Here is a 12,885-nt window from a genome sequence, read left to right as displayed (position 1 = left end):
TTTAATACATAGCCATTTTCTTTTCATTATTTTTGCTTAAAATTCATCATTTTGAAAAGAATACTTTTTTTATTTCTTGTTATTTCATCCTTCGTTTCTTTTTCTCAAGAAAACAGAAAAATAGAATATTATGCAGAGCAGCAAGAAGCTGATGAGGAAAAATATCCTGGAGCAACACTACTAATTGGTAATGTTAAAATGATTCATGATGGAATTATTTTAACTAGTCAACAAGCCTTATACTATAAAGATAAAAACTTTTTTAGAGCTATTGGTAATGTCTTAATTAAACAAGGAGACACAATTACTCAAACGAGTAGTTATACAGATTACAATGCCAATTCTAAACAAGCGCTTTCTTGGGGAAATGTGGTTTTAAAAGACCCAACAATGACCTTAACAACGGATACATTGCATTTTGATCGATTAAATCAGAAATTATATTACAAAAATTACGCTACCATAAAAGACCAAACAAATACTTTAAAAAGTAAAAATGGAAACTTTTATTTAGAAGATAAAAAGTTTACTGCAACTACAAGAGTTACCGTAGTAAACCCAGAACATCATCTAGAATCTGATCATTTAGATTATTATACAAACTCTGGACTAACCTATTTATACGGGCCAACGACTATTACAAATACAGAAAATGATAATAGAATTTATTGTGAAAAAGGATTCTATAATACCAAAACAGATGTTTCTCATTTTGTTAAAAATGCCAAACTCTATTTAAAAGAAAGAACTGTAGAGGGAGATAGTTTGTATTATGATAAAAGAAAAGGGTTTGCTTCTGCCACCAATAATATTCAAGTTATAGACACCGTTCAAAACTTTATAACAAGAGGTAATTATGCCGAAATATTTGAATTAAAAGATTCATTATATATCATTAAAAAGGCTGTAGCTATTTCTATTATAGATAAAGATTCTATGTTTATTCATGGAGATACTCTTTTGGTTACCGGTAAACCGGATAAAAGAATTGTAAGAACCTACCATAATGTAAAAATCTTTAAATCTGATTTACAAGGAAAGTGCGATTCTATACACACAAATCAAGAAACTGGCTTGACAAAAATGTTTAAAAACCCTGTAATTTGGTCAGATCAAAATCAAATTACTGGAGATACAATTCACCTGCTTTCTAATGTAGAAACCCAAAAACTAGACTCTTTAAAGGTATTAAACAACTCATTTATAGTTTCTAAAGATTCTATTTCTAACAAAGACTTTAACCAAATTAAAGGTAGAAATATGTTTGGGAAGTTTAAGGAAAATAAATTGCACTTACTTCTGGTAAAAGGAAATGCAGAATCTGTTTATTTTAATAGAAATGCAGAAACCAATGTTTTAGAAACCATAACAAAAGAAATATCTAGTAATATAGAATTTACTTTAGACCAAGGACAAATTGAAACCATAAAGTATTTAAAAAAATCTGATGGAGATACTTACCCTCCTTCTAAATTACCAGATGATGTTAGAGAGTTAAAAGGTTTTATTTGGCGAGAAGATGAACAGCCTAAAAAGATGGAAGACATCTTTATAAAGGACGATAAAAACACATCTTCTTCTAAAACAGAAAATAAAGTCGAAAAAATTTCTGACCTTCTGAGTAAGAAAAAGGTTCTTAAAGACAAAAAAAAGATTAAATTACCAAAATCAGCTATTTCTCCTAAAAAACAATAAGTTGAAAAAAGACTTCTTTAAATACCAAGCACAAACTACTCCTCACCCATTAGCTATAGAAATATCTAAGGCAAAAGGAAGTTATATTTATAATACTTCGGGTAAAGAATATTTAGACTTTGTAGCTGGGGTTTCTGCAAACAGTTTAGGTCATAATCACCCAAAAGTTACAAATGCCATAAAAAATCAATTAGATTCTTATGCGCATGTTATGGTTTATGGCGAGTTTATACAGCAGCCACAAGTAGCATTATGTAAATTATTAGCTCAAAATTCTCCAGAGAATTTAAACGCAGTTTATATTACAAACTCAGGAACAGAAGCTACAGAAGGTGCTTTAAAATTAGCCAAAAGAGTTACCAATAGAGCCGAAATAATTGCTGCAAAAAACTCTTATCACGGCAATACAATGGGGTCTATGAGTGTTTCTGGCGTAGAAAAACAGAATCAAGTTTTTAGACCTTTAATACCTGGTACAAGATTTATTGAATATAATAATGAAAGTGAAATAGATAAAATAACTTCTAAAACTGCAGCCGTAATTTTAGAAACCATACAAGGTGGTGCTGGTTTTATTGAACCTAAAAATGGTTTTTTAACCAAAATAAAACAACGCTGTTTAGAGGTTGGTGCTTTGTTAATTTTAGATGAAATACAAACAGGTATTGGAAGAACAGGTAAATTTTGGGGATTTGAAAACTACAATGTAATTCCGGATATTGTAATTACAGGGAAAGGTTTAGGTGGTGGAATGCCAATTGGTGCTTTTATTGCTGATTTTAAAATGATGAGTTTATTAAAAGACAATCCTAAATTAGGACACATTTCTACATTTGCAGGTCACCCTGTTATTTCTGCAGCAGCCGTAGCAACTGTAACAGAAATTACTCAGAATAACTTTATTAAAGAAGCGTTACGCAAAGAAGCATTGATTAGAAAACATTTGGTACATCCTTCAATTGTAGAGATTAGAGGAAAAGGATTAATGTTAGCTGCCATTTTAGAAAGCCCCGAATTAAACTCTAAAGTAATTTTGAAATGTTTAGAAAATGGGTTAATTCTTTTCTTTTTATTGTTTGAAGAAAAAGCAATGAGAATTACGCCTCCATTAACCATTTCTGATGAAGAAATAATAAAAGGCTGCAATATCATTTTAAAAACTATTGACGAAGTAACCCAATAAGTTTTTTATAAATTAATCTAACCTTTTTATAAACAGAAAAGAGCAATTATATAACTATAATTGCCCTTCAAATAAATCAACCATTAACATAATAGTAGATTATATTTTTTTTCTGTTATCTTATTACACTTCCAGATAAAACTGCTTTTGGTCCTGCTCCCATAGAAATTACGGTATGGTTATCTGCATCTGCTGGTACAACATGTGCCAAAGGCTTTAACGTAAAAGGTGCTGGACTATTATCTGGGCTAGGTTCAACAGAAATTACTACTGTTGCTCCTTTTAAATCTGTAGGAAAATCTACACCTGCAGCAGACCCCATTACATAATCTTCTCCTGGAAAACCTGGTCCATTTCCAACAGCCCCTTTATAAGGTGAAGTTGCAGCGTTATCATCTGCAGCATCTACAGCTGTAAAAGTACCTGTACTTACTGGTGTTCCGTTTAAAACTACCCATCCTTCATATTTCCATCCATCTGTTAAAGTTGGTAATCCTAAACCGGCAACAGCAGGAGGCGTTGTGTTATCTAAAAACCAAATTCCACTTGCTTCATTGCTATCATCATTATCTGTAGGTGTTGCTAAAAAGTATTTTCCCCAAGAAGATCCTAAAGCTTTAATTTCTCCACTAGAATCAACAACAATGTTATCAGAATTTACACTTGCTGTGTCTCCAGAAAAGTTACCAGCTAAAAGCTTCGTTGCTGCTGGTGCTAAAGCATCTGCTCCAGTTTCTCCTGCAGGTTCAATAGATAAAACAAAAGTTGTTGCTGCTTGTAAATTATCAATACCAACAGTATACGTTTGCGGAAAAGTTACACTTGTAAAAGTACCTGTACTTACTGGGCTTCCGTTTACAATTAACCATCCTTCGTAAACGAAATCAGCTCCTAATTCTTCTAAACCTGTAAAGTCTACTGTTAAATCTCCTGTTGTTGGTACAATGTTGTTGTTGTTGTCATCGTCGCTACAAGCTACAAAAGTAGTTGCAAGTGCAAATGCGAATGCTAAATTTAAAATTTTTTTCATCTTATTAATATTTATGTTAATGTTGATGACAAAATTATATGTTTAAAGCATCTTGAAATGTTAGCTAGCGAACACTTAAGCTATTTTTTGAAGTAATCTTATTTCTTTTCTATTAAAAGTGATAATACTTTCCTCTTTTAACTCGTTCATTAATACATTTAAGTTAGATCTAGAAGTACCTATTAATGATGCAATATCTTTCTGTGTATATGGGTGTTCAATAACCTTATCTCCTGTTTTTTCACAATCATAACCAAACTCTTCACAGAGTTCTTTCATAAATTCTAAAAAACGTGTTTTGGTATCTTTAAATAAAATTAATTGTAATCTTCTTTCTAATTTTTTAAAACGGAGCCCAAGAAACTTATAAATTTTTAAACTAAATGTTTTATTATCACGCATTAAATCGTGCATCGTATCTACTCCTATTGGGCAGATTGATGTGGATGCATCTACAGATTGAGCAAATTCATTTCTAACTTCTACTCCTAAAATGGCTTTTTCTCCAAACAATTCTCCTTTGGTTAAAATAGCCTTAACTACTTCTGTACCATCTTCATTATAATATCCTAGTTTTACTTTTCCTTTTTCAATTAAATAAATTTTACTTGCCGTGTCTTCTTCAAAATAGATATAATCGCTCTTTTTATAAGCATCGAAAGTATGACACTCTTTGTATTCTTTAAATTTATGCGGACAAAGAAGATTAAATAAATTTACGTTATCAAAAAACCATAGGTTATTCATAAAAAAGAGTTTCAGTTTTGGTTTTAGTAAGTCTAAAAACATAGTAATAGCTTACAAAATTTAATAAATTAAACCAAAAACTTTAACAATAAATTTGGATCAGGACAATTCTTCTTATAAAACGTTATATTTTCTTCGGATGAAACTCCTGGATAATCACCAGAATTACCCTCTAAATCTCTAATTATTTGAAAGTGTAAATGCGGTGCATAATCTCCATTTACAGATGAATCTCCTAAATACCCAATAATATTTCCTTTTAAAACCAAGTCTCCAATTTTTATATCTTCTATGGATGCTAGCGTTAAATGTCCATATAGGGTATAAAAAGTTTGACTTTCTAATTGATGTTTTAAAATGATTGTTGGTCCGTAATCACCATAATTCTTATTATTTTTAAAACTATGAACTTCCCCATCTAAAGCTGCTAAAACTTTGGTGTTTTCACCGCACCATAAATCTATACCTAAATGAATATTTCTTTTTTCATTTTCTAGTTGATTTTTAAAATATTCGCTTCTATCGTAAATATTTCTTTTTTCTAAATAACCTCCAAAAGCTACCTTAGCTTTGTTTTGTTCTAAAAATGATTTTATATATGTTTCCCATTCCGAAGAAGAAGAGATATCAAATTGTAATAAATCTTTATTTTGAGAAGAAATTGCGATAGGATAATAACTCTCTAAAGAAATTTGTACATCAATTACAGCTAAAGGTTCTTTAGATATTTGATTTAAAAACTGATTGAATTTTTCTGTATTCATAATTGTAGGGAACAAAAAAACTCTCGAATTTCTCCGAGAGCTTTATATTTAAAATACTTAAATTTTAAGCATTTTCTTTTTTAATTAAGTTTAAGGCAGAACCTTCATTATACCATTCAATCTGACCTTGATTATAGGTATGGTTTGTAATAATGATATCTTTAGATCCATCTGCATGTACAACCTCTATAGTTAAAGCTTTATCTGGTGCAAATTCATTTAAATCTAAAAAGTTAAACGTATCATCTTCTTGAATTAAATCGTAATCTGCTTCATTATTAAATGTTAAACCTAACATTCCTTGTTTCTTTAAGTTGGTTTCATGTATTCTAGCAAAAGATTTTACTAAAACAGCAGCAACACCTAAATGTCTTGGCTCCATAGCAGCATGTTCTCTAGAAGAACCTTCACCATAATTATGGTCTCCAACCACAATAGATTTAATTCCTGCAGCTTTATAAGCTCTTGCTGTATCTGGCACTCCACCAAACTCGCCTGTTAATTGATTTTTAACAAAATTTGTTTTTTTACCATAAGCATTTACAGCTCCAATTAAACAGTTATTAGAAATATTATCTAAATGCCCTCTATAACGCAACCATGGTCCTGCCATAGAAATGTGGTCTGTTGTACATTTACCAAATGCTTTTATTAGTAATTTTACACCTGTTAAATCATTTCCTAACGGCGTAAAAGGCTCTAATAATTGTAATCTGTCAGAATCATCTTTTACAGCAATTTGTACATGACTTCCATCTTTTTCTGGTGCTAAATAACCATCATCTTTTACTTCAAAACCTTTTGGAGGTAACTCCCAACCAGTTGGTTCATCTAACATTACTTCTTCACCGTTTTCGTTGATTAATGTATCCGTAATTGGATTAAAATCTAAACGACCCGCAATAGCAATAGCAGCTGTTAATTCTGGTGAAGCAACAAAAGCATGTGTATTTGGATTACCATCTGCACGCTTAGCAAAGTTTCTATTAAAAGAATGTACAATACTATTTTTAGGTGCATTTTTTGGATCATCATAACGAGCCCATTGTCCGATACAAGGTCCACAAGCATTGGTAAATATTTTAGCATCTAATTTTTCAAAGATGCCAATAATACCATCTCTGTCTGCTGTATATCTTACTTTTTCAGATCCAGGATTTATTCCTAATTCCGATTTCATTTTTAACCCTTTATCCAAAGCTTGTTGTGCTATAGAAGAAGCTCTTGATAAATCTTCGTAAGAAGAGTTGGTACAAGAACCAATTAATCCCCATTCAACTTTTAATGGCCAATCATTATCTTTAGCCGCTTTTGCCATATCAGTTCCTACTTCTGTAGATAAATCTGGTGTAAAAGGTCCGTTTAATAAAGGCCCTAATTCTGATAAATTAATTTCTATAACTTGATCGAAATATTCTTCTGGGTTAGCGTATACTTCTGCATCACCTGTTAAATAGTCTTTTACTTCATTGGCTGCATCTGCAACATCACTTCTATCTGTAGCACGTAAATAACGTTCCATAGATTCATCATACCCAAAAGTAGATGTGGTTGCTCCTATTTCTGCACCCATGTTACAAATAGTACCTTTACCTGTACAAGACATAGAAGTAGCTCCTTCACCAAAATATTCTACAATAGCTCCTGTTCCTCCTTTTGCAGAAACAATACCTGCTACTTTTAAAATAACATCTTTTGGTGCAGTCCAACCAGATAATTTACCGGTTAACTTCACTCCTATTAATTTAGGGAATTTTAATTCCCAAGCCATACCTGCCATTACATCTACAGCATCTGCACCACCAACACCAATAGCTACCATACCTAAACCACCAGCATTTACTGTGTGAGAATCTGTACCAATCATCATTCCTCCAGGAAATGCATAATTTTCTAAAACTACTTGATGAATAATTCCTGCTCCTGGTTTCCAAAAACCTAATCCGTATTTATTAGAAACCGATTCTAAGAAATTAAAAACTTCGTTACTTGTATTTAGAGCCGATTGTAAATCTGAACTTGCTCCATTTTTAGCTTGAATTAAATGATCGCAATGTGTTGTTGTAGGCACAGCAACTTTACTTTTACCTGCTTGCATAAATTGCAATAATGCCATTTGTGCAGTTGCATCTTGTAAAGCAATTCTATCTGGTGCAAAATCTACATAATCTTTTCCCCTAACAAATGCTTTGTTAGTAGTTTTATCCCACAAGTGAGAATACAAGATTTTTTCTGCTAAAGTTAAAGGTTTTCCTGTTAGTTTACGAGCTGCATCTACACGTTCTACTACGTTAGAATACACTTTTTTAATCATATTAATATCAAATGCCATAAGATTTATATCTAATTTAGTGGTTAATATTTATTAGTACACTAAGATACAAAAATATCTACTATTTTTTATAACTGAATGCTCCTTACTAAAGATTTAATACTGATAGTGAAATAGAAAATTTTGATAGAAAATAGTTGCTCGGAAATAGCTGTTACTTCCATAAATGCTAATAGCTCGGGTTAGGGATTGAAATGGAAATCCTTTTTGAGAAGTATGAACAAAAAGATTGTAATAAAAAGCCCGACCACGACTTTTTAGGAGTGGTAACCCACAAATTATATGTATACCATTCTACAAGGTTTTGGAAACCTTGCAGGTCGGAGCTACTTTAAATAACTTTTCTATGAATAAGAGCAAAAAAAAAGTCTGAGTATAAAACTCAGACTTTTTAATATAATTTTTAATCTTTAGATTATCTCACTAATTGTTTTTGAGATGGCTTAAACTTAGTTAAAACGATACCGTCTACAGCTGCTTCGTATTCTGCCATAGTTGGTGTTCTACCTAAAATTGTAGACAATACAACTACTGGAGTAGATGATAATAAAGATTCTCCTTTTTTCTCTCCAGAATCTTTTACAACTCTTCCTTGAAATAAACGTGTAGATGTTGCCATTACAGTATCTCCTGGTGCTGCTTTTTCTTGATTCCCCATACATAAGTTACATCCTGGACGCTCTAAATACAACATATTTTCATATCCAGTACGTGCTACTCCTTTTGGTGCGTTGTCATCAAATTCGAAACCAGAATATTTTACTAAAACATCCCAATCTCCTTCTGCTTTTAACTCATCTACAATATTATAGGTTGGTGGTGCAACAACTAAAGGCGCTTTAAATTCTACTTTACCATATTGAGCCTCAACATTCTTTAACATTTGAGCTAATATTTTCATATCACCTTTGTGAACCATACAAGATCCTACGAAACCTAAATCTACTTTTTTAGTTCCGCCGTAGTAAGATAATGGTCTAATGTTATCGTGTGTATAACGTTTAGAAACATCATCATTATTTACATCTGGATCCGCAATCATTGGTTCTGCGATTTCATCTAAATCAATCACAACTTCTGCGTGATATTTAGCGTTTGCATCTGGTCTTAAAGAAGGTTTAATTCCTGTTTTAAGCTCTACAATTCTATTTTCTGCCTTGTCTACTAAACCTTTAAGAACTTGACCTGCATTGTCCATTCCTTTATCAATCATGATTTGGATACGACCTTTGGCAATTTCTAAAGATTCAATTAAAGTATCATCTTCAGAAATACAGATAGAAGCTTTTGCTTTCATTTCTGCAGTCCAATCTGTAAATGTAAATGCTTCATCTGAAGTCAATGTTCCAATATGAACCTCTATGATTCTTCCTTGAAAAACGTTTTCTCCACCAAATTGCTTTAACATTTGAGATTGTGTAGCGTGTACTACATCACGGAAATCCATATAAGATTTCATTTGTCCCTTAAAAGTAACTTTTACTGATTCTGGAATTGGCATAGAAGCTTCACCTGTAGCTAATGCTAAGGCAACCGTTCCTGAATCTGCTCCAAAAGCAACACCTTTAGACATACGTGTGTGAGAATCTCCACCAATAATGATGTCCCAATCACCCACTGTAAGATCGTTAAGTACTTTATGGATAACATCTGTCATTGGAAAATATTTCCCTTTAGGATCACGACCAGTAATTAAACCAAAGTCGTTCATAAACTTCATTAACCTTGGTATGTTTGCTTTCGATTTATCATCCCAAACTGAAGCTGTATGACAACCAGATTGGTATGCTCCATCTACAATTGGAGAAATAACTGTAGCAGCCATCATTTCTAATTCTTGAGAAGTCATTAAACCTGTAGTATCTTGAGATCCTACAATGTTTACTTCTACTCGAACATCTGAACCTGCATGTAAAGTTTTTCCTGGAGTGGTACCAACAGCATTTTTGTTGAATATTTTTTCAACAGCAGTTAATCCTTGCCCTTCAATAGATATTTCTTTTGATGGTGCATAAACTGGCACTACATCTATACCTAATACTTTAGAAGCAAAGGTTTGTAATTTTTTACCGAAAACAACAGCGTAAGAACCTCCTGCTTTCATAAACTCCATTTTTTGTGGTGTAAATGCTGCAGAAATATCTTTTAATTCTGTATCTCCGTTATATAATTTTTTCTCTTTGGTATTAATAGTAAGTACAGTACCTGTTGCTACAGAATATTCTTCTTTTAAAACAGGGTCTCCATTTGCATCACGAATCGTGTTTCCTTCTGCATCTTTTTGTTGTACCCAGTTTTTAAGGTCTAAACCAATACCACCAGTTACCCCAACAGTTGTTAAGAAAATAGGCGAAATACCATTTGTACCTGCAATTACCGGCGCAATATTAATAAATGGTACATACGGACTAGATTTAATACCTGTCCATAATGCTACGTTGTTTACACCAGACATTCTTGATGATCCAACTCCCATTGTTCCTTTTTCAGCAATTAACATCACTCTTTTATCAGGATGTTGTGCTTGTACTGCTTTTAATTCGTTTTGTTGTGCAATGTTGTGTTCAAATAAACACTGACCGTGTAATTCTCTATCTGAACGAGAGTGAGCATCACCACCTGGAGACAATAAATCTGTAGAAATATCACCAACTCCAGCAATAAATGTTACTACATCTATTTTTTCATCAATCTCTGGTAATTTTGTAAAAAATTCTGCTTTCGCGTAACTTTTTATAATATCTATTGCAATTTTATTACCTTTATTAAATGCTTCTTCTAAACGTGTTGTATCTGCTTCATAAAGAAAAACTTGTGTTTTTAAAACATCTGCAGCTTGTTTTGCAATGGCAGCATCGGCTCCTAAAGCCAAGTCTAATAGCACTTTTACTGATGGTCCACCCTTCATGTGTGATAATTGCTCAAAAGCAGAAGAAGTTGTAATTTCTTTTACGATTGATTCACCTAAAATAATCTCTTTTAAAAATTTAGCTTTCACTACAGCAGCACTTGTAGTTCCTGGTAAAACATTATAGATAAAAAAGTTTAAAGATTCTTCTCTGTACTCGTTTTCTAAATCTTTAATTTGTTCAATGATTTTGCTTAGTAATTCTGCACCATCAATTGGTTGTGGATGAAGTCCTTGTTCTTTACGTTCATCTATCTGCTTAAGGTAGTCTTTATAAATACTCATGAAAGAAATCTTTAGTTACTGTAAGCCCTTTTAATTCTTATAAACGAAAAGACATACTGTAAAATTATTTTTTTATTTTAGTCTGACAAACTTACATTTTTTATATTAAAATTAAAAGATAAATAATAGATTGCGTAAATTAATGAATAAAAAAAAGTTATTCGATAAAACACTGATTTTAAATCAATAAAAAGGTTTCTTTATTGATTTATTTTGAAGTTTTAATAATTATATAGAAAATGCAGACTAATAAGCCGAATCCTGTTCCTTAAAAAGGCTCTTATCATTTATCTAGAATTACAATTACTCGTAACTTCTATCTGCCTACCCTTTAGAATCGAGCGAGTAGCTCTCAAGCTCTAATTTACATGGCATTGCACCTCATAGAGTTTACCTGGTTTCACTACAGCCTAACTGTACATTCTTTCTGTTGCACTGGTCCTCAGCTCTCGCTGGACGGATGTTATCCGCTATGATACTCTTTGGTGTCCGGACTTTCCTACTTGTAAAACAAGTCGATAAGATAAGTCTGCAATTTCTATATTATATTATGAATTTTTCTTTAATCATAAAAAAAACCCACTCATAAATGAGTGGGAAAAATTGCTATGAAAAAGAAAAAGTGTTGCCGATAAAATCGGCAACACTGCAAATATACTTTAAATATTTAAATAAAAAAACAGCTTATTTTAAAAAGTTACTTTTTTATTTAAAATTAACATTTCCTTAAGAGAACATGTCTTTAACTTTTTCAAAAAACGATTTGTCCGACTTATTTGGACTTGGTCTAAAATTCTCATTATCAGACATTTTATCAAAGAATTGTTTTTGTTCTTTATTCAATTCTTGTGGTGTCCAAACATTAATATGTATTAGAAAATCTCCAGTACCATAACGCTCTATACTTGGCAAACCTTTTCCTTTTAATCTTAAAATTTTACCCGATTGTGTACCAGCATCAATTTTAATTTTCACTTTACCTGTAACGGTATCAACTTCTTTGCTTGTTCCTAAAACTGCTTCAGAGAAATTAATATATAAATCATAATGAATATTAGTTCCTTCTCTCTTTAAAATATCATGAGGAACTTCTTCAATTAATACTAATAAATCTCCAGCAATAGAGTTTTTACCAGGAGCTTCATTTCCTTTTCCTCCTACTTTTAATTGTACACCTTCTGTAACTCCTGCAGGTATATTTATAGAAACGGTTTCTTCTCTTGTAATTAAACCTTGTGCATCTGCTTCACTTGGTTTTGTACTAATAATTTCTCCAGCACCAGAACAAGTACCACAAGTAGTAGCTGTTTGCATTCTACCTAAAATAGTATTGGTAACGCGCATTTGTTGCCCAGAACCATTACATGTAGTACACGTTTTATAAGTAACTCCTTCTGCTTGTACTTTACGTCTAACTTTTACTTTCTTTTCTACGCCTTTTGCTATTTCTTCTAAAGTAAGTTTTACACGTATTCGCATATTACTTCCTTTAACTCTTGCTTGTCGTTGGCCTCCACCACCGCCAAAACCACCGAAGCCACCTCCAAAACCGCCGCCTCCGCCGCCGCCGAAGATATCTCCAAACTGACTAAATATGTCATCCATATTCATTCCGCCGCCGCCGCCGAAACCGCCGCCACCTTGTGGACCTTCAAAACCAGCATGACCATATTGATCATATCGTGCTTTTTTGTTTTCGTCACTTAAAACCTCGTACGCTTCTGCAGCCTTTTTAAAGTTCTCTTCTGCAGCGGTATCATCCGGATTTTTGTCTGGATGATATTTAATAGCCATTTTTCTATAACCTTTCTTTATTTCTGCTTGAGTTGCAGATTTTGAAAGACCTAATATTTCGTAAAAATCTTGTTTTGCCATGTTTTATTTCAATTATCAATTAACAGTAATCAATGATCAATGGTAATTGTACATTGTTAATTGTAA

Annotated in this window: 8 protein-coding genes and 1 other RNA gene; 2 read left to right on the top strand and 7 right to left on the bottom strand. The window is 32.3% G+C overall.

The genetic code is table 11. The features are described 5' to 3' along the window. Window positions 1-51: 51 nt before the first annotated feature. Both GQS58_RS08760 and GQS58_RS08755 read left to right on the top strand, forming a co-directional pair. A complete protein-coding gene (locus GQS58_RS08760; RefSeq protein ID WP_205860411.1) occupies window positions 52-1,695 on the top strand; it encodes an OstA-like protein in 1,644 nt (547 codons plus the stop codon). Window position 1,696: 1 nt separating this feature from the next. Further along, window positions 1,697-2,878 carry an aspartate aminotransferase family protein gene (locus GQS58_RS08755; protein WP_166384932.1) on the top strand — a complete coding sequence of 394 codons (1,182 nt, stop codon included), beginning with the start codon at window positions 1,697-1,699 and terminating at the stop codon, window positions 2,876-2,878. A 115-nt stretch (window positions 2,879-2,993) separates the two neighbouring features. Here the strand turns inward: GQS58_RS08755 and GQS58_RS08750 are convergent, their stop codons facing one another. The 7 genes from GQS58_RS08750 to dnaJ all read right to left on the bottom strand — a co-directional run bounded on the left by GQS58_RS08750 (window position 2,994) and on the right by dnaJ (window position 12,819). Further along, window positions 2,994-3,908 (bottom strand): anti-sigma factor, encoded by a 915-nt coding sequence (locus GQS58_RS08750; RefSeq protein ID WP_166384930.1) that lies wholly within the window; start codon window positions 3,906-3,908, stop codon window positions 2,994-2,996. 75 nt (window positions 3,909-3,983) lie between these two features. Beyond that, window positions 3,984-4,655, bottom strand: coding sequence for a Crp/Fnr family transcriptional regulator (locus GQS58_RS08745; protein ID WP_166384928.1), 672 nt, complete (start codon window positions 4,653-4,655; stop codon window positions 3,984-3,986). Between the two features lie 68 nt (window positions 4,656-4,723). Then, window positions 4,724-5,419 (bottom strand): peptidoglycan DD-metalloendopeptidase family protein, encoded by a 696-nt coding sequence (locus tag GQS58_RS08740; RefSeq protein WP_166384926.1) that lies wholly within the window; start codon window positions 5,417-5,419, stop codon window positions 4,724-4,726. 64 nt (window positions 5,420-5,483) lie between these two features. After that, a complete protein-coding gene (locus GQS58_RS08735) occupies window positions 5,484-7,751 on the bottom strand; it encodes an aconitate hydratase (protein ID WP_166384924.1) in 2,268 nt (755 codons plus the stop codon). A 415-nt stretch (window positions 7,752-8,166) separates the two neighbouring features. Next, entirely contained in the window at window positions 8,167-10,944 is a 2,778-nt protein-coding gene (locus GQS58_RS08730) for a bifunctional aconitate hydratase 2/2-methylisocitrate dehydratase (protein WP_166384922.1), read from the bottom strand. 234 nt (window positions 10,945-11,178) lie between these two features. Beyond that, window positions 11,179-11,480, bottom strand: an RNA gene (gene rnpB / locus GQS58_RS08725) — RNase P RNA component class A. Window positions 11,481-11,670: 190 nt separating this feature from the next. Next, entirely contained in the window at window positions 11,671-12,819 is a 1,149-nt protein-coding gene (gene dnaJ, locus GQS58_RS08720) for a molecular chaperone DnaJ (protein WP_166384920.1), read from the bottom strand. Window positions 12,820-12,885 lie beyond the last annotated feature (66 nt).

The sequence above is a fragment of the Polaribacter sp. 11A2H genome (genome assembly GCF_011379025.1).
Lineage (GTDB): Bacteria > Bacteroidota > Bacteroidia > Flavobacteriales > Flavobacteriaceae > Polaribacter.
This window is presented reverse-complemented; position numbering and strand designations above follow the sequence as displayed.